The organism is Bartonella sp. PS17NMGDW, assembly GCF_042193555.1.
GTDB classification, from domain to species: domain Bacteria; phylum Pseudomonadota; class Alphaproteobacteria; order Rhizobiales; family Rhizobiaceae; genus Bartonella; species Bartonella grahamii.
Genome location: NZ_JBHILY010000004.1, coordinates 66299 through 88160 on the forward strand (window position 1 = coordinate 66299; position 21862 = coordinate 88160).

General features: G+C 39.1%; 18 protein-coding genes. 1 reads left to right on the top strand and 17 read right to left on the bottom strand.

Annotated features, from left to right (window positions below):
- Window positions 1–18: 18 nt before the first annotated feature.
- From ACFIJK_RS04220 to rpsO, 3 genes are all read right to left on the bottom strand, one after another.
- Window positions 19–1014: a class I SAM-dependent methyltransferase gene (locus ACFIJK_RS04220; RefSeq protein WP_375626748.1), complete on the bottom strand. Its 996-nt coding sequence runs from the start codon at window positions 1012–1014 to the stop codon at window positions 19–21.
- Window positions 1015–1086: 72 nt separating this feature from the next.
- Window positions 1087–3282: a polyribonucleotide nucleotidyltransferase gene (pnp, locus tag ACFIJK_RS04225; RefSeq protein ID WP_375626750.1), complete on the bottom strand. Its 2196-nt coding sequence runs from the start codon at window positions 3280–3282 to the stop codon at window positions 1087–1089.
- Between the two features lie 253 nt (window positions 3283–3535).
- Entirely contained in the window at window positions 3536–3805 is a 270-nt protein-coding gene (gene rpsO, locus ACFIJK_RS04230; protein ID WP_005774142.1) for a 30S ribosomal protein S15, read from the bottom strand.
- Between the two features lie 314 nt (window positions 3806–4119).
- Between rpsO and ACFIJK_RS04235 the strand changes: the two genes are divergently transcribed.
- The gene (locus ACFIJK_RS04235) at window positions 4120–5748 is read left to right on the top strand and encodes an MFS transporter (protein ID WP_375626752.1); all 1629 of its coding nucleotides are present in this window, start codon (window positions 4120–4122) and stop codon (window positions 5746–5748) included.
- 462 nt (window positions 5749–6210) lie between these two features.
- Here the strand turns inward: ACFIJK_RS04235 and truB are convergent, their stop codons facing one another.
- The 14 genes from truB to miaB form a co-directional block, all read right to left on the bottom strand.
- Window positions 6211–7173: a tRNA pseudouridine(55) synthase TruB gene (gene truB, locus ACFIJK_RS04240; protein ID WP_375626754.1), complete on the bottom strand. Its 963-nt coding sequence runs from the start codon at window positions 7171–7173 to the stop codon at window positions 6211–6213.
- A 4-nt stretch (window positions 7174–7177) separates the two neighbouring features.
- Window positions 7178–7585, bottom strand: a complete 408-nt coding sequence (gene rbfA, locus ACFIJK_RS04245; RefSeq protein WP_273787793.1) for a 30S ribosome-binding factor RbfA — start codon at window positions 7583–7585, stop codon at window positions 7178–7180.
- Window positions 7586–7707: 122 nt separating this feature from the next.
- Entirely contained in the window at window positions 7708–10227 is a 2520-nt protein-coding gene (infB, locus tag ACFIJK_RS04250) for a translation initiation factor IF-2 (protein ID WP_375626757.1), read from the bottom strand.
- The gene (locus tag ACFIJK_RS04255; protein WP_375626759.1) at window positions 10224–10859 is read right to left on the bottom strand and encodes an RNA-binding protein; all 636 of its coding nucleotides are present in this window, start codon (window positions 10857–10859) and stop codon (window positions 10224–10226) included. Before ACFIJK_RS04255 ends, infB begins: the two co-directional genes overlap by 4 nt.
- A complete protein-coding gene (gene nusA, locus ACFIJK_RS04260; RefSeq protein WP_375626761.1) occupies window positions 10860–12491 on the bottom strand; it encodes a transcription termination factor NusA in 1632 nt (543 codons plus the stop codon).
- A gap of 47 nt (window positions 12492–12538) precedes the next feature.
- Window positions 12539–13189 carry a ribosome maturation factor RimP gene (gene rimP / locus ACFIJK_RS04265; protein WP_375626871.1) on the bottom strand — a complete coding sequence of 217 codons (651 nt, stop codon included), beginning with the start codon at window positions 13187–13189 and terminating at the stop codon, window positions 12539–12541.
- 127 nt (window positions 13190–13316) lie between these two features.
- On the bottom strand, window positions 13317–14018 hold the full coding sequence (locus ACFIJK_RS04270) for a tRNA (guanine(46)-N(7))-methyltransferase TrmB (RefSeq protein WP_375626763.1): 702 nt from the start codon (window positions 14016–14018) through the stop codon (window positions 13317–13319).
- Window positions 14015–15283 carry a methionine adenosyltransferase gene (metK, locus tag ACFIJK_RS04275; protein ID WP_375625641.1) on the bottom strand — a complete coding sequence of 423 codons (1269 nt, stop codon included), beginning with the start codon at window positions 15281–15283 and terminating at the stop codon, window positions 14015–14017. The genes ACFIJK_RS04270 and metK overlap by 4 nt, the downstream gene beginning before the upstream one ends.
- Before the next feature lie 130 nt (window positions 15284–15413).
- The gene (locus tag ACFIJK_RS04280; RefSeq protein WP_330168649.1) at window positions 15414–15827 is read right to left on the bottom strand and encodes a helix-turn-helix transcriptional regulator; all 414 of its coding nucleotides are present in this window, start codon (window positions 15825–15827) and stop codon (window positions 15414–15416) included.
- Between the two features lie 148 nt (window positions 15828–15975).
- Window positions 15976–17610 (bottom strand): apolipoprotein N-acyltransferase, encoded by a 1635-nt coding sequence (gene lnt / locus ACFIJK_RS04285; RefSeq protein ID WP_375625643.1) that lies wholly within the window; start codon window positions 17608–17610, stop codon window positions 15976–15978.
- Window positions 17573–18598: a hemolysin family protein gene (locus ACFIJK_RS04290; protein ID WP_375625645.1), complete on the bottom strand. Its 1026-nt coding sequence runs from the start codon at window positions 18596–18598 to the stop codon at window positions 17573–17575. Before ACFIJK_RS04290 ends, lnt begins: the two co-directional genes overlap by 38 nt.
- 85 nt (window positions 18599–18683) lie before the next feature.
- Window positions 18684–19175 carry an rRNA maturation RNase YbeY gene (gene ybeY / locus ACFIJK_RS04295; RefSeq protein WP_375625647.1) on the bottom strand — a complete coding sequence of 164 codons (492 nt, stop codon included), beginning with the start codon at window positions 19173–19175 and terminating at the stop codon, window positions 18684–18686.
- Window positions 19172–20296, bottom strand: coding sequence for a PhoH family protein (locus ACFIJK_RS04300; protein WP_375626873.1), 1125 nt, complete (start codon window positions 20294–20296; stop codon window positions 19172–19174). Before ACFIJK_RS04300 ends, ybeY begins: the two co-directional genes overlap by 4 nt.
- Window positions 20297–20454: 158 nt before the next feature.
- Complete coding sequence (miaB, locus tag ACFIJK_RS04305) at window positions 20455–21831, bottom strand: tRNA (N6-isopentenyl adenosine(37)-C2)-methylthiotransferase MiaB (RefSeq protein ID WP_375626768.1); 1377 nt, start codon at window positions 21829–21831, stop codon at window positions 20455–20457.
- Window positions 21832–21862: the final 31 nt, after the last annotated feature.

Here is a 21862-nt window from a genome sequence, read left to right on the forward strand (position 1 = left end):
AGTTATCGCTTGTTTTCTTTATCTGCGCGCTTCGATAATTTTGAAACCATGGGCTTGTTCATGTATCAACACTGTGCGGAAAATATTTTTTAATAATGTTTCATAAGGCAGGTGGCGGTTTGCAACAAAAAGCAGGCTGCCGCCTGGTTTTAGGCACTTTGCAGCATTTATAATAAAATTTTTTCCTAATGAAATATCTGTCGTTTGTTGCGTGTGAAACGGTGGGTTTGAAATGATTGTGTCATACAGATTTGTGATAGGTTCATGCACAAGGTCGTGCCAATAAAAATGAATTGAAAAAGGAGCTGTTATGGATTTAAGGTGCTGTTTTGCTGCTCTCAAAGCGTTATAGTCTGCTTCATAAAGGTCGAGAGCGGTGAGTTTTTCACTTCTTTCAAGCGCAACGTGAGAAAGATAGCCCCATCCAGCACCAAAATCAGCCGTTTTTCCAGAAATAACTTTGGGCATATAAGAAGCAAGTGCAGCGGATCCCGGATCAATACGTCCGTGTGAGAACATACCAGAAGTGGTTTGAAATTTACCAAAAGTGAGCGATGGTGAGCGCAATTGTGAAACGTTATGTCTCTTAATTTGTTGAGGAACTTGCAACCAAAATACAAGACCATGATTTTTAGACAATTTGTTGGTGATGGGAACAATTGTTTTAACCCACTTCATCATTGAAGCAGCACCAGCAGTTTTATTCCCACTGATTACAATCCATCCATTGGGTTTAACGCATTCTAATAAATCAAGAAAACAATTTTGGTTAAAACCACGATATTTGCTCAAATGTAAAAATGCACCATCATAGCTGCAGGTTTTATCTATTTGAGGAGAGCAGTGAAATGGAGTATCGACAAATTTTAAAAAATCTGGTCGCCAAGGCGTAATAACTTTTAAATTCTGTGCCCATTCTGGAGTTGGGATTTCTGTTAAACCGAAACCTAACCAACATTGGTTTGGATCAGGATATGGGAGTTCATGATTTTCAAAAGGCAAAAATAATAACACATATGACTCTTTCAAAGAAAAATGCCACTCCAATGTTGGGATGGCATTTCATGATACGATAAGAGGAAAAATTTACCCTTCTTTTTTCTTACGGCGGCGCTTATTTTCAGGTTGTTTTTTTTCATCCACGCACTTTTCTTCATTCATCGCTTTATCACCGGTGATTTCCTTTCCGGTTTTTTGATCAACAACCTTCATTGATAACCGAACTTTTCCACGCTCATCAAAGCCCATTAATTTAACCCAAACTTTGTCACCTTCCTTCACAATATCGGTTGTTTTGGTGACGCGTTCTGATGCAAGCTGAGAGATATGAACGAGTCCATCACGAGAACCAAAGAAGTTTATAAATGCACCAAATTCTGCAGTTTTTACAACTGTTCCTTGGTAGACAGCACCAACTTCAGGCTCATCGACAATAGAATGGATCCAGCGTTTTGCTGCTTCAATGGTTTTAGCATCAGCAGAAGCAATTTTAATGGTACCATCATCTTCAATATTAATTTTTGCTCCAGTTTGTTCCACGATTTCCCGAATAACTTTACCACCAGAGCCGATAACATCACGGATTTTATCGACAGAAATATTCATAACTTCGATTCGTGGAGAAAATTCACTCAGCTCAGCACGTGCACTGGTTAAAGCTTTCGCCATCTCATTGAGGATATGGATTCGTCCACCTTTAGCTTGTTCAAGCGCGATTTTCATAATCTCTTCGGTAATACCATCAATTTTGATATCCATTTGCAAGGCAGTAATACCATTTTCTGTTCCTGCAACTTTAAAATCCATATCTCCAAGATGATCTTCATCCCCTAAAATATCAGACAGAACAGCAAAGCGTTCTCCTTCTTTAATCAAGCCCATAGCAATACCAGCAACAGGGCGTGCTAGAGGAACGCCGGCATCCATGAGAGCAAGTGAGGTCCCACAAACCGTTGCCATAGAAGAAGATCCATTGGATTCAGTGATTTCTGAGACAGCACGAATAGTATAAGGAAAAGATTCTTTCGTTGGCAACATGGGGTGAATTGCCCGCCATGCCAATTTGCCATGTCCAATTTCACGACGACCAGGAGAACCAAGGCGTCCCGTTTCACCCACTGAAAATGGTGGAAAATTGTAATGGAGAAGGAATGTTTCCTTATACATTCCCGTTAACGAATCAACATATTGTTCATCTTCACCAGTTCCTAGTGTTGCAACGACAATAGCTTGTGTTTCTCCGCGGGTAAAGAGTGCAGATCCATGTGTGCGGGGTAAAATACTCACTTCTGATTGGATAGGGCGCACGGTAGAAAGATTGCGTCCATCAATCCGCTTTTGGGTATCAAGAATATTCCCGCGAACAATTTTTGCTTGCAACTGTTTAAATACGGTTGCAATTTGATCTGCACTAAACTTACAGTCTTCTTCTGTTTCGGGCGTAAATTTATTGAGGATTTCTGTCTTTAGTGCATCAATTGCAGCATAACGTTCTTGCTTATCAGTAATTGTGTAAGCCTTTCGTATATCCTGTTCTGCCATTTTCTGCATTGCTTTTTCAAGTTCAGAAAGATCTTCAGGAACAAAATCACGAGGATCTTTTGCAGCAACTTCAGCAAGCTTTATAATGGCATCAAGGACAGGTTGAAGGCCTTTGTGACCAAACATCACGGCACCCAACATGATATCTTCTGGTAACTCTTGTGCTTCTGATTCAACCATCAAAACAGCACTTTCTGTTCCAGCAACAACAAGATCAAGTTTTGATTCGGGCATTTCATCGATATGAGGATTGAGAACATATTGTCCATTACAATAGCCAACGCGGGCACCAGCTATAGGCCCCATGAAAGGAACACCTGACAGGGTCAATGCAGCAGAAGATGCAATCATCGCAAGGATATCGGGATTATTTTCGAGATCATGCTGTATAACGGAAACAATAACTTGTGTATCATTTTTATACCCCTCAACGAAAAGGGGACGAATTGGGCGATCAATCAAACGTGAAACCAAAGTTTCATTTTCACTTGGTCGACTTTCACGTTTTAAATAGCCTCCAGGTATTCTACCAACAGCATAGGATTTTTCTTGATAATTAACAGTGAGTGGAAAAAAATCCTGGTCTGGTTTTGGACTTTTGGCTGATACAACGGTTGCTAAGACAATAGTTTCTCCATAGGTAGCAATCACTGCACCATCAGCTTGACGTGCTATTTTCCCTGTTTCAAGGGTGAGAGGACGCCCAGCCCATTCAATTTCTATCTTGTGCGTTTTGAACATTTTTTATCCTTAATGACCAGTGTTTAAATCTTTGATTGCTCACATTCTGGTTTTGCGTAGCATATTTCCAAGCTCTGGGGTGGACAACATACTTTTTATCTTTGTTACGAGAAGAGAGAAGTAAACTGCCTTAAATGCGAAATGATGAGCAGTCCTATCCCATAATAACTTGTCAGTTTTTAAATTTTTTAATTAAAAGCAACACGTTGAAAAAATGGGTGGTTTTTTTTTAAACACCACCACCATTTTTCTTTTAGCGACGCAAACCTAACTTCTTGATAAGTGTCTGATAACGATTTTGGTCAACTCCTTTAAGATAATCAAGAAGGCGCCGGCGTTGAGACACCATCTTCAAAAGACCACGACGAGAATGATTATCCTTTTTGTGAGATTTAAAGTGGTTTGTTAAATTAGAAATACGTTCAGAAAGTACAGCAATCTGTACTTCTGGTGATCCTGTATCACCAACTTTATTTGCGTATTCTGCGACAAGAGCTTGTTTACGTTCAGCTGTAATCGACATCGTATTATCCTTTCCAAAAACGAAGAAACATAAAGTCACCCATAGCCGAGATGTCGTTCAGCAAGGGTCTGTGAGGAAACAAGAAGAGTCAAAGACTCTTACCTATTTTCGTCCTTATATAGGAAAGAAGGTTAAAATACTAGTCCTTTACAGCATTTTGAAGTCTTTCTTTAAATAAAAGCTTTTGTTTTGAAATATTGATTTAAATAGAGTTTTATGAGAAGTCTTTTAAAGAATTATGCATCCTTTTGATACAAAGATTATGAGCGTGTGTGTGTTAACAAAGATGATAAATACCGATTTGGAGGAAAAAGATGCAGAGCATTTCAACATTAAAACTTTTTCGTAATTCGGTATTTCGAAATTTATGGTCATCTACTCTTATTTCTAATTTAGGAGGGCTGATACAGGCTGTTGGAGCAGGGTGGTTAATGGCGTTGATTAGTTCTTCGCATTCCATGGTTGGGCTTGTTCAAAGTGCCACAACATTACCACTTGTTATGTTTTCTTTGATGGCAGGGGCATTAGCGGATAATTTTAATCGGCGTCAAATTATGTTGTGTGCGCAGATTATGATGATGGTCATATCCATGAGTTTATCTGTTTTAACCTATATGGGATTTCTAACACCTTGGCTTTTGTTATGTTTTACGTTTTTGATTGGATGTGGCACAGCTTTTTATAATCCTTCTTGGCAAGCAACGATAGGAGATATTGTGAGCAGGGAAAATATTCCTGCTGCTGTTAGTTTGAATAGTGTAGGCTTTAATTTGATGAGGAGTGTTGGTCCTGCTATTGGCGGTGCCATCATTGCAACTTTGGGGGCATCTGCTGCTTTTTTGTTTAATGCTATAAGCTATATTCCTCTTATCGGTGCGTTATTTTTCTGGAAGTCGAATTATAAAAAAAACTCATTGCCACGAGAAAGGCTGTTAGGAGCTGTCTCAGATGGTTTGCGTTATGTTGCGATGTCACCTAATCTCCTGAGTATTATGGTTCGAGCGTTCCTTTTTGGTATAGGAGCTATTTCTATTTTAGCACTTTTGCCAATTGTTGCGCATAAAGTTCTCGGAGGAAGTGCCCTTCTTTATGGTACATTGCTCGGTTGTTTTGGGTTAGGAGCCATGACAGCAGGTATTATTAATGCAGTTGTACGGCATCATTTTCGTTCAGAAACAATTATTGCAAGTGCATTTATTGGTTTCGCCTTTTCTTGCTTTTTATTGGGAATCAGCCGTTCACTAATTATAAGCCATATTGCTTTATTTCCTGCAGGTTTATGTTGGGTTTTGGCATTATCATTGTTTAATACATCTGTACAACTCTCTACACCACGCTGGGTTGTTGCACGTTCTTTAGCACTTTATCAAACGGCGTCTTATGGGGGGATGGCTATTGGAAGTGCAATCTGGGGAGGTTTAGCTGATGGTTATTCTCCAACAATTGCTTTGAGTATTTGTTCTCTATTCTTGATTTTTGGTGCTCTTGCGGGGGTAAAATTTAGAATTCAAGAAATTCCTCAGATAGATTTAAATCCTCTTGATCATTTTAGAGAGCCGGAACTATTACTCGACCTCAAAGCAAGAAGTGGTCCGATCATGATAATGATTGATTATCAAATTCATGAAAATGATCTCGAAGAGTTTCTCAAAGTGATGACGCGTCGACGCCATATCCGGTTACGTGATGGTGCGCGTCAGTGGGTCCTTTTACGAGATCTTGAAAGACCTGAATATTGGACAGAGGCTTATCATATGCCAACATGGGTAGATTATTTACGCCATAATCATCGTCGTACAAAAGCGGATGCAGAAGTCAATAAGCGTTTGCGTCATTTAAATTGTGCTCCTAACGGCATAAGAGTGCATCGTATGATTGAACGCCAAACAATACCCCAAGCCAATGAGATGCTTTTAAAAGCCTCCTCTGATCATCTCCCTTAGGGTTAAAACAGTTTTTGTAAAATATTAAATACGTTAATATTATTTCGATCGATTTGTTAGCATAATCATAACAAAAAATTGCTGTTTAAGTGGTTAATAAATTGATTTATAACGATTATTTGTCATTTTCATGTTGAGTGATAGTCTTAAAAATCTCAAGCTTTTCTCGTTTCAAATCTATTTAGAGTAAATCAGTCTAAATCTTCGCTTGCACATTACAAATGAGGGTTAAAGTGTGAGTAAAAAACGATTGAATAAGAAATAAAAAGCCTCTTATGAATCCTTTCAAACGCAAGGATTGTTGCGACATTAAGAGGAAAAAGTGTGTGGTGGTGTTAGCTTATAGCACTGACTTAAATTTTGATATGAATACGGTAAATATAGACAATGAAAAGTACCATATTTTCTTAATTGATAGAGAAAAATATCTTTCCGCAAAAGGTAGGTGCGGAAAAGAATCGCTTAAATTGTGAAAATCCGCTTCGGTTTAAATAAACTTTGGTCGAGGGTGCCAATGGCAAGAAGTTGTTCTTTATAGAGGACAAAAATCTCATCTTCGTCAAGAGGTACTTTGTGATGACTTAAGAGGATAGAATGACCCTTTATAATTCTCTGTGCTTGAGTTTCATTAAGGATATAGTGAGGGAGGCAATCCAATGCAGCGCTTGTTTCAATTAAGAGCTCATCGAGTGTTGTGAAGTTTTTTTCAAAAGAACGATTATTTTCATCTGTAGTGTTTTTATTTGGCGGAACGGCCGCTTTTAGTTCGTCCCATGTAATGAGATCTTCTTCATCAAAAGGTGCGACAGAAATGCGCCTTAAATCAGCAATATGCCCATAGCAACCTAGATCACGTCCCATATCGCGCGCTAAAGAGCGCACATAAGTTCCTTTTCCGCAGGTTATTTCAAAGACAGAGTGCTCTTTGGTAGGCATTTCTAATAATTTGAAAGTTTCTATTTCCACTTCACGGGGCGGAATTTCAACAACTTCCCCTTCACGCGCTAAATCATAGGCACGATTTCCGGCAATTTTTATTGCTGAAAATTGCGGAGGCGTTTGCAAAATAACACCTGTATATTGAGGAAGAAGAGCAAGTATTTCTTCTTGTGTTGGACGTTTGAGAGAAGTTTTCGTGATTTCGCCCTCTAGATCATCTGTTGAACGCTCTTCTCCCCAAGCGATATGAAAACGGTAAGTTTTTTTGCCTTGCATCACGTAAGGGACGGTTTTGGTTGCTTCGCCCAATGCAATGGGAAGGAGACCAGAAGCAAGAGGATCAAGTGTTCCTGCATGTCCTGCCTTTTGTGCATGAAAGAGCCATTTGATTTGTGAGACAGCTTCTGTTGATTTCATTCCTTTTGGTTTATCAAATATGACCCAGCCAGAAACAGGACGCCCTTTTTTTTTGTGTTGCCGTGCCATATCTTTAATCCTCATCTTTATCACTATGGTGAAGATCGCGAGCAACTTCAGGCGAGCGAAGGAGGGCATCAATTTTTGAAAAATTATCAAAACTATTATCAAGTCGGAAACGCAGTTCAGGCATATATTTCATTTGTCGCAACGCGTGACTGATTTCTCCACGGAGAAAACGACTATGTTTATTGAGGGTATCAACAACATCGGTATGAGAAGCATTTTTAAGAGTGCTGAGAGGTGATACAAAGCAAGTAGCAATTTTTAAATCTGGTGACATGCGTACTTCAGAGACAGAAATAACAATATCTTTCAAGATATCATCAAGCAAAATATCACGCTGTAATATATGCGCTATTGCATGACGTACTTGCTCTGCTACTCTAAGTTGCCGTTGTGAGGGCTTTGCATTTTTCATCAAAGTTTTATCCTTGCTACAAGATCTCTTTTTTTAACCATTTAGATAAGGAAAAAGAGATATTGTGTATAAAACCTAATAACTTTCTTCATTTTACAACAGAGTAAAGTTATTGGATTATTTTATAATGTGCGATTAATATGTTCGATACGGAAGATCTCAATGATGTCTCCTGCGCGCATGTCTTCATAATTTTCAAAGGCTATTCCACATTCTTGACCACTTTGCACTTCATTGACTTCATCCTTAAAGCGTTTGAGTGTTTTCAGCTTTCCTTCGTGAATAACGATATTATCGCGGATAAGGCGAACACCGGCTCCTCGTTCTATTTTACCTTCTGTAACACGACATCCTGCAACTTTTCCAGTTTTTGTAATGTTAAAGACTTCTAGAATTTCAGCATTACCAAGGAAAGTTTCACGCTGTTCTGGTGAGAGTAATCCAGACATGGCAGCCTTAATATCGTCAACAAGATCATAAATGATGTTGTAATAACGAATTTCAATTCCTTGTGTTTTAGCAAAATCACGTGCTTGCTTATTGGCTCGAACATTAAAACCAATTACAGCAGAATTAGAAGCTTCCGCAAGAGAAATATCACTTTCGGTAATTCCTCCCGCACCAGAATGTACAATACGCGCACGAACCTCATCATTTCCGAGTTTTTCCAATGCTGAAGCGATTGCTTCAATTGATCCCTGCACATCCCCTTTTATAATAAGAGAAAATTCCTTAACACCTATCGTTTGCAATTTTGTCATCATCTGTTCAAGAGAACCACGCGAACCAGTTTGCCGCGCAACAGCTTTATCACGTGCTAATCGTTGACGGTATTCAGAAATTTCACGTGCCTTTGCTTCATGCGTAACAACAGCAAAACGGTCACCAGCTTGAGGTGTTCCCTGCATGCCCAAAATTTCAATCGGTGTAGAGGGGAGCGCTTCTTTAATATGGCGACCATGGTCATCAATCAAAGCACGCACACGACCCCATTCATTTCCGGCAACTATAATATCAGAAGGGTGTAATGTACCTTTTTGAACAAGAACTGTTGCAACAGATCCACGTCCGCGATCCAATTTGGCTTCAATGATAACGCCCTCTGCAGTTCGTTGAGAATCTGCTTTCAGATCAAGCATTTCAGCTTGAAGAAGGATAGCTTCGAGAAGTTTATCAAGATTTTGACCAGTTTTAGCAGAAACTTCAACGTCCAAAGTTTCTCCGCCCATAGTTTCAACAAATACTTCATGTTGTAAAAGTTCTGTACGCACTTTTTGTGCATTCGCAGCTGGTTTATCAATTTTGTTGATAGCAACAATGATAGGTACACCAGCGGCTTTCGCATGATTGATTGATTCAATCGTTTGGGGCATAACACTATCATCAGCGGCTACAACGAGAACAGCAATATCGGTAACACGAGCTCCACGTGCACGCATAGCCGTAAATGCAGCATGTCCTGGTGTATCAATAAAGGTAATTTTTTGACCGTTTTGTTCTACTTGATAGGCACCAATATGCTGCGTAATACCTCCTGCTTCGCCAGAAACAACATTTGCTTTACGAATAGCATCCAAAAGAGAAGTTTTTCCGTGGTCAACATGGCCCATAATGGTTACAACAGGAGGGCGCTGCTGCATGTTTTGAGGATTATCTGTTATATTAAAGATACCTTCCTCTACGTCAGATTCTAAAACACGTTTAACAGTATGGCCAAATTCAACAGCGATGAGTTCGGCAACATCTGCATCAATAACATCGCCAGGTTTCATCATTTGTCCTTGTTTCATCAAGAATTTAATCACATCAACAGAACGCTCAGTCATACGTTGTGCGAGCTCTTGAATGGTAATCGTTTCAGGAAGAACAACTTCGCGAGAAATTTTTTCTCTTGGTTCTTGATTTTGTGCACGCTTAAACTTTTCCTGTCTACGCCGCATTGCAGCCATTGAGCGTCCACGTGCGCTTCCTTCTTCATCCAGTGCACTATTCAGAGTTAGCTTTCCGCGTCGCCGCTCATCAGCTCCTTTGACAACTTTTGGTACACGTATTTCTGATTTAGCAGGATTAGCACGTCGACTATGCCGTTCTTCCTCTTTATTTTCATCTATTTTGCGTTTTTCAACCACAGTTGTGTTTTTAGGCGCAATAGAAATATCTGTCTGTTCAATGAGAGGGGGAACAGGTGGAGCCTGTACTGGCGATATTTCTTCTTCTTGTTGGAGATGTATTTCTTTTTCTTTAATTTCTTGCTGTAAAATTTCTTCACGCTCTTTAGCGCGTCTTGCTTCTTCTTCGGCTTGTTCTCGTGTTATTCTTTCTTGGATATGTGCTTCTTCTAATGCGCGAAGTCTCGCTTCCATTTCAGTCGATGAAAGATTGCTTTTGGTCACAGATTCTTGAGGCTTTTTTCCCTCAAAACGCGGTTTAGAGCGCTGAGGGGCCACATGCGGCTTTGTAATGGGCTGTGGGGTTTCAGCTTTTTCATCAGGTCGCGTAATTTTACGCCGTTTGGTTTCGACAACGACAGCCTTCGTACGGCCATGGCTAAAATTTTGTTTGACCGTGCTCGTTTCCAAGACAGACCGCTTGAGAGTTAGTGTCTTCTTGACTGTTGTTTTGTCGTTGTTATTTTCACTCATTGTATTTCCTTCACGGCTTGTGCCGTCATCTCACTAGGCTTACTATGCTTGTCGTCACGATAGCTGATCAATTTATATGTCGTTTTGAGAAATCCCTCAGCAGCTTTTGTGTCCAATAAGGCCGCGTGCATTACAGGATTAGAGCCAAAAGCCACTTGCATTTCATCACTTGTAAATAAAGATATGGTTTTTATAGTCCGATTTGTTTGTTGTTGTATTGAATGGATGGCCTGTGCAATTTTTCGTTTCCCATCATCTGTTGTTTCTTTAGCATGAAGTACAAGAATAACTTTACCAGATCGGATAGCAGCATCAACCTTTGTTGCTCCCATAACAATTGCTCCCGCTTTTCGTGCCATGGAAAGGCTTGAAAGAGCGGCTTTTAGTAAAAGCGTATCAACAACATGCACAAGATTTGGCGCAACCTCAACATCTGTTTTAAAATTTCTATGAAAAGCTTTCTGTTTGATTGCTTTCTCAATAATAGCGTGATGGGCAGAAATCCAAACGCCACGCCCTGGTAAATTCGCTTTAAGATCAGGAACAATTTGGTTATTGGGACCAATAACAAAACGGATCAGCGTTTGTGCTGAAGCATTTTTTCTGGTCACAATGCAAGTCCGTTCATTCATTTAAAGTGTATCCACATCCAAATCATCTGTTTTTTCATTTTCTGCAGAATTTTTATCTTCTACAGGATTTTCTGTAACAAGATCAGCTTGGTCTATCCAGCCTGCTTGTACACGTGCGGCTAAAACCATAGCTTCTGCATCCGCGCGTGTAATGTCAAAAGGGGTTAAAATACCAGAAAAATTCTGTGTTTGACCTTCTTTGCGTTCTCTCCAACCAGCTAAATCATCAACGGCATAGCCAGCAAAGTCTTCTATTGTTTTTACACCATCCTCACCTACAGCAACCAACATAGCACTTGTCATTCCAGGAAGTGTTCGCAATTCGTCAGAAACTCCGAGCTTTTTGCGTTTTTCATCGAGTTCTTTTTCTTGATGATCAAGATATTCTCGGGCACGACTTTGGATTTCAGCGGCGGTATCATGGTCAAAACCATCAATAGAAGCGATCTCTTCAAGATCAATATAGGCGATTTCTTCAATAGAAGAAAAACCCTCTGATGCCATAACTTGTCCGATCATTTCGTCAACCTCTAAGGCTTCCATAAACAATTTACTCCGTTCAGTAAATTCTTTTTGACGATTTTCAGATTCTTCCTTTTCCGTTAAAATATCAATGTTCCATCCTGTTAGTTGCGAAGCCAAGCGAACATTTTGTCCACGTCGTCCAATAGCAAGGCTAAGTTGATCATCTGGCACAATAACTTCAATCCGTTCAGCATCTTCATCAAGGATGATTTTAGAAACTTCAGCAGGTTGCAGTGCATTAACGACAAATGTTGCCGCATCAGGCGACCAAGGAATAATATCAATTTTTTCGCCTTGTAATTCAGCAACAACAGCTTGTACACGACTTCCTCGCATTCCAACGCATGCTCCAACAGGATCAATGGAACCATCGCGTGAAACAACGGCGATTTTAGCCCGTGAACCTGGATCACGAGCAACAGATTTGATTTCTATAATACCATCATAAATTTCTGGCACTTCCATAGTGAAAAGTTTTACCATAAATTGGGGATGTGTGCGTGAAAGGAAAATTTGCGGACCACGCGTTTCACGGTGTACATCATTGACAAAAGCACGAATACGATCTCCATAGCGGAATGATTCACGAGGAATTAATTCATCACGGCGCACAATAGCTTCACCACGTCCGAGATCAACGATAACATTACCATATTCCACACGCTTAACTGTACCAGAAATAATTTCACCAACTTTATTTTTGAATTCTTCATATTGCTGATCACGCTCTGCGTCGCGTACTTTTTGTACAATAACCTGTTTAGCAGATTGTGCTGCGATACGTCCAAAATCCATAGGAGGTAAAAGATCAGCAAAAAAATCACCAATTTTTGCTTCTGCTTGATGTTTAAGAGCATCAGACAAAGTAATTTCCGTTGTATAGTCTTCAACGACATCAACGATTTTAAGCAGGCGCTGTAATTTAATTTCACCTGTTTTAGAATTGATTTCAGCACGGATATTTGTTTCTTGACCATAACGAGAACGTGCTGCTTTTTGAATAGCATCAGCCATCGCAGAAATGACAATTTCACGGTCGATTGACTTTTCACGTGCAACAGCATCTGCAATTTGCAGAATCTCAAGCCTGTTAGCGCTTGTAGCCATCAATTTTCTCCTTCTTTGTGCCACACGATGGGTATTTCCCAGTGATATTATTTTTTGAAATTGAGCGTCTGTATAGAGTCGTTAGCTTTCTCTTCAGCAATGAATTGTTGACCTAACTCTTTATTTTTTTTCAATGCATCGCGAATAAGCTCATCGGTAAGCACTAAATGCGCATTTATGATATCACAAAAGGAAATAGGGGTATACATGGCTTCTCCATAAGCAGCTTTATCAGTGTTTAAAATAAATCCATCTTGCGTGATATTTGTAAGTGTCCCGCGAAATTTTCGGCGCCCATCAATTGTTATTTTGGTTTCAATTTTTGCAAGATGCCCTTGCCAATGAAAAAAGTCAGATTTTCTTACCAATGGACGATCAATTCCAGGTGATGAGATTTCTAAATGATATTTGCGTTCAATAACATTTTGTACATCAAGGAGGGGGGAAACAGTTCGACTAACAGTTTCACAATCTTCTACGGTCATAGAACCATCGGCACGTTCAACCATAATTTGAAGTGTTAAACCATTTTGACCAAGAAGTTTCACACGAACCAAACGAAAACCTAAAGGTTTAAGTAGTGGTATGACAAGAGCAGCAACCTGTGCTTCGATACCATCTTCTTCAAACAGGCGTGGTTCGTCAAGATTGCTTATTTTTTCAGCTTCGTTCATACATTTTATCCAAGTTGGTTTCATCAGTTTTATGATATTAAAAAAGAGCGGGTCCAACGGCCCACCCTTCATCATAAGACCAAGAATTTAACTATTGATACTCTTAAATTCAAAATTTTTCAAGTTGTTTATGAGAAAAGCGCTTGATCATTTATTTCTTGATAAAGGTAAGATAGGCAGGTGTTCGTCCTTCGCGTAAAGCTTTTGCTTCATAGCGGGTTCCTTTCCATAGTGGATAAGGGAGTTTCCAGTCTTGAGGGCTTTCTGCTTTCCATTCAAAGTGATCATGTTGTGCACAATGGTACAAAGTCCAGTTTACATAACTGTCTATATCGCTAGCAAAGCGGAATTTTTTGCCTGTTTTAAGAACGCGCGCAAAACGATTAAGATTTTTTATGTTGATGAAGCGTCGTTTCCAATGCTTTTTTTTAGGCCATGGATCAGGGTAGAAAAGGTCTATTCCATCGAGTGATGCATTTGGGAGCCAATCAAGGAGGCGTGTAGCATCATCATCATAGAGTCGGAGATGATTTTGATGCTGTGCATGCTGTTCAAGAGACATTAACATTTTTGCCATGCCATTAATGAAGGGCTCGATGCCAATAAAACCGGTTTGTGGAAAATATTCCATTTCATGAAGTAAATGTTCACCTCCACCAAAGCCGATTTCAAGTCGAATTTCTCTTACTTTGCTTGAAAATAAGGATGTAAGGTTTGAGGGAGGAGGGACATTTAAATCAATGTTAAGAGTTGGGAGAAGCGTTTTTATACGGATAAGCTGACAGTTTCGTAATCGTTTTCCTTGTCGGCGTCCAAAAAATGCTTCACTCTTGCGTGTATTATATTTAATCATGGAATTTGGATCATTGTTTGAAGCGTTTTCACGAGATCAGTTTTTTCCCATGAAAACGAACCATCGTGTTTTGGTTTTCGCCCAAAATGACCATAGGCAGCTGTTTTCGCATAAATAGGTTTATTGAGGTCAAGATGTTTTCGAATGCCGGTAGGTGAAAGGTCCATTATTTTGCGAATGGCTGCTTCAATAACTTTTTCATCGACTTTTCCTGTTCCATGAAGATTAAGATAAATAGATAAAGGTTGTGCAATACCAATTGCATAAGAGAGTTGAATGGTGCATCGCTCTGCTAAATGAGCCGCAACAATATTTTTAGCCAGATAGCGTGCCGCATAGGCTGCAGAACGATCAACTTTTGTTGTATCTTTTCCTGAAAAAGCACCGCCTCCATGGGGTGCTGCGCCTCCATAAGTATCCACAATAATTTTGCGTCCTGTTAATCCGGCATCGCTTTGAGGACCACCAATGACAAATTTTCCTGTTGGGTTAATATACCAACTGCATTGAGCTGCAATGGGAATGTCATGTAAAGCTTGACGAATGTAAGGTTCAACCACTGTACGTACCTTGTTGGAATCCCAGCTTTCATCGAGGTGCTGAGTTGAAAGAACAATGGATGTGACCTCTATCGGTTTTCCATTTTTATAGCGTATGGTTATTTGGCTTTTAGCATCTGGTCCTAATTTTCCAGCTTCTCCCTCTCCTTTATGACGGGCTGCGGCAAGAAGTTTGAGAATTTTATGCGCATAATAAATTGGCGCAGGCATGAAATCAGGTGTTTCACGGCAAGCATATCCAAACATGATGCCTTGATCACCTGCTCCTTCTTCACCATGCCGATCCGTAGCATTATCAACCCCTCTTGCTATGTCAGCTGATTGAGGGCGCAAAAGAACATCAATTTTAACAGTTTTCCAATGGAATCCTGCTTGTTCATAGCCAATGGTCCGAATAGCACGGCGCGCTGCTGTACGAAAACGCGTAGGATTAATGAGTGGAAAGCCAGTTTCATCATAGATAAATTCTTTATTTTTATCTTTTTTTAATAGCGTATCGGGGACACGCACTTCACCAGCGATAACAACACGGTTGACACTGACGAGAGTTTCACAGGCAACGCGTATTAACCATGGATCAGTACCAGTCTTTTCAGCTTCTTTATAGATCATATCAACGATTTCATCGGAAATACGATCACAAATTTTATCAGGATGTCCTTCCGATACCGATTCGCTCGTAAAAAGATAATCTTGATGCGGCATAGGAACTCCTTCAAAAAAGAAAATCAACGATTTAATTAATTGCTTACTAAAGTTGTCACGATCTGCTAATTCTACAGCAAATCGTCAATGAAAATTTATATGAATAAAAGAGAAAAGATATAATTTAAATTTATAGCTTATTTGTCAAATCTTCCTCAGAAAGTGCTTTTGCCAAATCAATAATTTTTCGACGCACTTTAGCATCAGATATATTTGTAAAAGCGCGCATGAGCTGAATCCCTTCGCTGCTAGAACAAAAGTCTATAAAATTGTGATCATTTTCAGCAAAACCCTCTACTTGTTGGGAGGTAATACCTTTATCAAAAAAGTAAGAAACAGGAACATCCATAATTTCCGCTATCGCTTGAAGACGACTGGCACCAATACGGTTTGTTCCTTTTTCATATTTTTGGATTTGCTGAAAAGTAATTCCTAATTTTTCACCTAGTTTCTCTTGAGTGAGTCCTAAAATATTACGACGTAAGCGGATACGAGTTCCAACATAGATATCTATAGGGTCAGGTTTTTTTCTAGTTTCGGTCATAATGCAACTCTTTATTTCCAGCACTTTTATTCTAAACCAACATCATATTTATGCGCAGCTGATTTATCATATAATTAAAATAATATGTAATATTTTTTCCCAATATTACTGGTAAACGCAACATAATACCGTACAAAGGGCACTTGAATCATTTAAGCTGTTTTGTAGAACCAAAACCAACACGACACAATAGCATAAGGATGAATAAGATAAAAGTAGAGAAAGTTCTGTATTCATTGCTTCCTATAGGGGTAATGGATGATGGAACTTGTGAATCAATAATGCCCACAGCATTTTGTTGAAGAGCTACAACGATTCGTCCATAAGAATCAATAACAGCTGATATTCCGTTATTGGCTGCTCGTATGAGGGGGATTCCGAGTTCAACGGCACGAAGTTGTGCTTGTTGAAGATGTTGATAGGGTCCTGGTGTTACACCAAACCATGCATCATTTGTAATATTAATAATTGCTTGAGGCGGGGAGCCTTTAAAAGTCATTTCATGAGGAAATATTGCTTCATAACAAATCAAGGGTAGATAAGAAAATCCGTTTGGCATTGTAACAATTTTGCGCACACTTGCAGCACTATATCCACCAATATTATCGGCAAGGGTACGCAATCCAATTTTTTTCAATAAATTCTGATAAGGAAGATATTCACCAAAAGGAACCAAATGAAGTTTATCGGAAGTATTTAAAATATTACCTTGAGCATTAATGACTGCAATTGTATTAAAATATTGTGTTTGGGAATGAGGTAGATCATTGCTGGCTCGTATTGCTCCGATAATAGCCCATTGTTTAGGTTTTAAAAGAGAGGCAATGCGCATTGTGATAGATGAGTTATCATAGAGAAGGTAAGGAACGGAAGCTTCGGGCCATACGATAAAATCGGGTTCTGAATTTTGATCGGTTGTTGGCATTGCACTTAGATTCATATGCGCTTCCAACATAGCTTCTCGTGTATTATCACGCAATTTTATATTTTGTTGGATGGAAGGTTGAACAATGCGCACCCAATAAGAACTTTTTTGATTTTTAGCTGTGTTTTCTATAGTATGAAGACGATAAAACCCAAAACCACTGTGAATGAATATAAGTGATAAGCAAAGAGAGAGTGCCACTTTCTTTTTTTCATTTGTTAATAAAACAGTTGGCAAACTGTAGGCTAAGACAGCAAGAATATTCATTCCGTAAAGTCCCACGATTGCATCAGATTGCATGAACATTGGGGTTGGCATGGCTGTATAGCCAAGAGCATTCCATGGAAATCCTGTGAATAAAAACGCACGCAACCACTCGGACAATCCTAATGCAAAGGCTAAAACAAAAAAGCGTGCTATTCCTTTTGTCCATAATAAACCGACAATGAAACCAGAAAAAAACCAATAAAGAGAAAGGTAGAGTGGAGGAACTAAAATGGCTAATGGGACTGCCCAACCAAAAGAATCTGGATCTGTTAACAAAGCATTGCATAGCCACCAAAGTCCGCAAATAAAATAACTAAAACCAAAGGTTCCACAGCTTAAAGCGTAAGTAAAAAAATGTTTTTTATTGTTTTTTGCGTCCCGTATTGAGTCCAGCAAAACAATAAAGAGAGGGAAAGTTAAAAAGCAAAGAGGTGTCAAATAAAAGGGTGGAAGTGCAAAAGAAGTAAGAGCACCACAGAGAAATATCCATGCTTGGCGCTTCCAACCGGTAACAGAGGACAAAAAAACGATAAAATTGTTTAAAAACGCTGGACTATTCTTTAGGGATGACATTGTTCTCAAGATTCTCATTTTTTGGAATGCGAAAAATACGCAATCGCTTAATCCGGCGTTTATCAGCTTCTAAAATACGAAATCTATAACCAGGTACAGCTTCGACAATTTCACCTTTGGCAGGAATGCGATCAAGAATGGAGACGATCAAACCACCAATCGTATCAACATCATCACCATATTCCCCTACGATAAAATCAGGACCAAGAGCTTTCTCCACATCTTCTAGTTCAGTTCTTGCATCAACGAGCCATTTATTGTTTGGTTCACGTACGATAGCATTGTCGACATTATCATGTTCATCTTCGATATCACCAACAACCAATTCAACAATATCCTCCATTGAAACGAGACCATCTGTTCCCCCATGTTCATCAATAACTAAAGCCATTTGAGTTCGTGTAGTTTGCATTCGTGTTAATAATTTGCTTGCAAGCATGGAACTTGGAACAAAGAGAACAGTTCGGATCAGATCCAATTCACCGATTGGGGTATGTAAGTCTGTATGGTTTAATTGAAGCAAATCGGATTTCTGTTCGGTTTTTGTTGGGCTGACAATAAAGCGAGTCATATAGTTAAGAATATCGCGGATATGAATCATGCCACGCGGATCATCTAAAGTTTCAGCATAAACAGGTAAGCGAGAATGACCAATTTTTGCGAAGCATTTAAGGGTTTCTCCAAGTGAAGTGTTTATTTCCAGTGCTTCGATTTCAGAACGTGGTATCATAACATCATCCACGCGTGCTTCACGTAAGCGTAAAATATTATGCAACATAGTACGTTCTTCAGGTGAGAAGAGGGCAGTGTCTTTTTTATTGTCAGTCGTGAGTGCAACGGTAAGATCATCGCGCAGTGATGTAGACACACAATTACGACCCCGTAAAAATGAAAACAAATGATTCATCAGAGAATATTTTTCTGTATGATTCGTCTGTTGAGAGGTTTTTTTTTCATTATTAGAAGATGTTTGACTATTATTTTGTGCATTTGTTTTGTTTGTCATGGTTTTGAAATCTTCTAAACTTTCTTTTTATAATTAGGTGAATGAGAGGCTTTGAATGGTATGCTCGTAATATTGATTTTAAAAGTTAAATTTTATCATTTATAGACAATTCAGCGTAAGGATCTTTTATGGAAAGCTTTTGCAGAATTTCTCTTTCGAGCTTTTCCATTTGATATGCTTCATTATCAGTTTCATGGTCATAGCCAAGCAGATGCAAGATACCATGAACAATCATATGCGTTAAATGGTCTTGAAATGTTTTTCCTTGTTTTTCTGCTTCGAGAACAACAGTCTCTCGCGCAATAATAATATCACCGAGCATGGGACCAGGAGGATTTCCAGCTTTAAGTGGAAAAGCAGGAAAGGATAATACATTAGTAGATTTGTTTTTGTTGCGCCATTGTGCATTGATTTGTGCCATATGTTTATCATCCGTAAAAAGCAGGCTAATCTCGCTTACAACATTTTCCAATGAAACATGATGCATAGTCGTCATTAATGCTTTTTCAGTGATATTATAAAGCATTTTCTCATCATTCCACCCTGCGCTTTTGACCATTATATCAATAATAATCATGATGAATCAAATTCATTTTTTAATGCATCGCATGCGAATGATTTTTTTTTATTTTGTATTTCGGAATCACGATCATAAGCACGAACGATAGCAGCAACAAGTGGATGGCGTATAACATCTTCTTCATCAAAATGTACAATTGCAATATTTTCTACATTTGAAAGAATGCGAATTGCTTCAATGAGACCTGATTTTTGCCCTGTAGGCAAATCAATTTGGCTTACGTCACCGGTAACAATCATACGTGTTCCTTCACCAAGACGTGTGAGGAACATCTTCATTTGCATGGGCGTAGTATTTTGTGCCTCATCAAGAATAACAGCAGCATGGGCAAGTGTTCGTCCGCGCATAAAGGCAAGAGGAGCAATTTCTATGACACCAGAAGCTAAAATGCGTTCTATTTTTTCAGCGGGCATCATATCATAAAGAGCATCATAAAGTGGTCGTAAATATGGGTCGACTTTTTCTTTGAGATCACCGGGAAGAAAACCAAGATGTTCTCCAGCTTCAACAGCCGGACGTGAGAGAATAATTCGCTCAATGATACCACGTTCTAGAAGCATTGCAGCATGAGCAACAGCAAGATACGTTTTGCCTGTTCCTGCTGGTCCTACACCAAATACAAGCTCAGTATGCTCCATAGCGCGTATGTAAGCATCTTGTGTTGGAGTTCTTGCATGAATTATTTTTTTATGGGTACTCAACCGTGCTGGTATACGTTTCGTTGCAGATTTGTATGTTATTGTGTCTTCTTTCTGCTTCTTTGGTATATTTGCCATAGCAAGTGCTCCTTTTATATCTGATAAAGTGAGCTCTTGATGTGTTTGGGCACGTTCATAAAGTTGCTGCAATACATATTGCGCACGTTTTATAACAGAAATACTTCCACGGATTAAGACTTCATTACCACGCGGATGAATACTAAGTTCAAGTTTTTTTTCGATATAAGCGAGATTTTCGTCAAATTTACCAAAAACTGCTTTTGCATATTTATTATTTTCGAAAATCAAAACAACTTGGCTCGGATCTGAAGCGCTTGTTTGTTTCAAGTTATCAGCCTTTTCAAGGGACATATTTACTTTTTCTTTAATACGCTTTATTTTTTCGGTTGAAGCTTTCAGCCTATTCTCCATATCTACATAAATATTGCACGTTTTGTTAAGTAAATTTTATAAAAGACAATTTTTTAGAAAAGTGCACGTTTTAGATGTAATCATTTTCTTTTAAAATAAAAGAGTTTTCCAAAATATTTATTGTGAACAAGGTTTTAGAGGTATGTTTATCTATTTGTCATTTCACCAACAAAACTGTTTGAGCTTGCATTTTTAATATGAATTTCTATTACGCTACCTGTAGAGGCTTCTGTATCTACGACAACAGGTAAAAGCCAAGGGGAACGTCCTACCATTTGCCCTGAGTGACGTCCAGGTTTTTCGATGAGAACGTTAGTTTTTTGACCAATTTTAGAACGCAAAAACGCATTTTGTTGTTCAAGGAGAAGGACTTGTAACTGTTGAAGGCGGGCATCTTTTACAGATTCATCAACATAATTTTTCATTGTGGCTCCCACTGTTCCAGGACGGGGAGAATATTTAAAAGAATAAGCTGAACTGTACTGTACTTGTTGAATAAGTTTAATGGTTTCTTCAAAGTCTTCATCTGTTTCTCCTGGAAATCCTACAATGAAATCGCCTGAAAAGGCAATGTCTGGCCGTGCGGTTCGAATTTTTTCGATAAGATGAAGATAATGAGAGCTTTTGTGTTGGCGGTTCATAGCTTTTAAGATGCGATCTGAACCTGATTGAACAGGAAGATGGAGGTAAGGCATTAACATATCAAGATCTCGATGCGCGGCAATAAGGCTATCATCCATATCACGTGGGTGGCTGGTTGTGTAACGCAAACGCTTTAAACCATCGAGTTTTGCAAGATGATAAAGAAGATCGCCAAGACGCCAAGTTTTGCCATCAGCACTTTGTCCATGCCAACCATTGACATTTTGTCCAAGCAGTGTAATTTCTTTGACACCCGCTTCGATGAGTTGAAGGGCTTCTTCAGTAATTTGCTCAACGGATCGTGATATTTCGGCACCGCGTGTATAGGGCACAACACAAAAAGTGCAAAATTTATCGCAACCTTCCTGTACTGTTAAAAATGCGCTAACACCTCGTTTTCTTACTGCATGTTTATTATGGGGTGGCAAATGAGCAAATTTATCTTCAACAGCATAGTCTGTTTCGATAATTTTTTTTCCTTGTTTGGCCTTCTCTAACAATTCTGGCAAGCGATGATACATTTGCGGACCAATAACAAGATCCACTGTTGGAGCACGGCGCAAGATCTCACTTCCCTCAGCTTGTGCAACGCAACCCGTTACACCAACCATCAGGGGTTTATCAGGTGTGCGCTCTTGACGCATAACGCGCAAACGACCGAGATCAGAATAAAGTTTTTCTGCTGCTTTTTCACGAATATGACAGGTATTAACAAGAATAAGATCGGCATCATTGGGAAATTGTGTTGTTACATAGCCTTGCGAACTGAGGCTATCAGTCATCCGTTGGCTATCATAAACATTCATTTGACATCCATAGGTTTTGATAAAAACCTTTTTCGGAGCAACAGGAGGTGTATTTTTAGGATTTACTTTATTCATGGTGCATGTGTAAATGTTTTTTACACAAATC

Bases quoted from the DNA above. Each gene is read 5' to 3' on its own strand.
- rpsO (WP_005774142.1), bottom strand. From the start codon at position 3,805: ATGTCGATTACAGCTGAACGTAAACAAGCTCTTGTCGCAGAATACGCA.
- infB (WP_375626757.1), bottom strand. From the start codon at position 10,227: ATGAGTGAAAATAACAACGACAAAACAACAGTCAAGAAGACACTAACT.
- ACFIJK_RS04270 (WP_375626763.1), bottom strand. From the start codon at position 14,018: ATGATTAAATATAATACACGCAAGAGTGAAGCATTTTTTGGACGCCGA.
- lnt (WP_375625643.1), bottom strand. From the start codon at position 17,610: ATGAGAATCTTGAGAACAATGTCATCCCTAAAGAATAGTCCAGCGTTT.
- ACFIJK_RS04280 (WP_330168649.1), bottom strand. From the start codon at position 15,827: ATGACCGAAACTAGAAAAAAACCTGACCCTATAGATATCTATGTTGGA.
- ACFIJK_RS04255 (WP_375626759.1), bottom strand. From the start codon at position 10,859: ATGAATGAACGGACTTGCATTGTGACCAGAAAAAATGCTTCAGCACAA.
- miaB (WP_375626768.1), bottom strand. From the start codon at position 21,831: ATGAATAAAGTAAATCCTAAAAATACACCTCCTGTTGCTCCGAAAAAG.
- pnp (WP_375626750.1), bottom strand. From the start codon at position 3,282: ATGTTCAAAACGCACAAGATAGAAATTGAATGGGCTGGGCGTCCTCTC.
- ACFIJK_RS04235 (WP_375626752.1), top strand. From the start codon at position 4,120: ATGCAGAGCATTTCAACATTAAAACTTTTTCGTAATTCGGTATTTCGA.
- ybeY (WP_375625647.1), bottom strand. From the start codon at position 19,175: ATGATTATTATTGATATAATGGTCAAAAGCGCAGGGTGGAATGATGAG.
- metK (WP_375625641.1), bottom strand. From the start codon at position 15,283: ATGCCGCATCAAGATTATCTTTTTACGAGCGAATCGGTATCGGAAGGA.
- rbfA (WP_273787793.1), bottom strand. From the start codon at position 7,585: ATGAAAAATGCAAAGCCCTCACAACGGCAACTTAGAGTAGCAGAGCAA.
- nusA (WP_375626761.1), bottom strand. From the start codon at position 12,491: ATGGCTACAAGCGCTAACAGGCTTGAGATTCTGCAAATTGCAGATGCT.
- rimP (WP_375626871.1), bottom strand. From the start codon at position 13,189: ATGAAACCAACTTGGATAAAATGTATGAACGAAGCTGAAAAAATAAGC.
- truB (WP_375626754.1), bottom strand. From the start codon at position 7,173: ATGGCACGGCAACACAAAAAAAAAGGGCGTCCTGTTTCTGGCTGGGTC.
- ACFIJK_RS04290 (WP_375625645.1), bottom strand. From the start codon at position 18,598: ATGACAAACAAAACAAATGCACAAAATAATAGTCAAACATCTTCTAAT.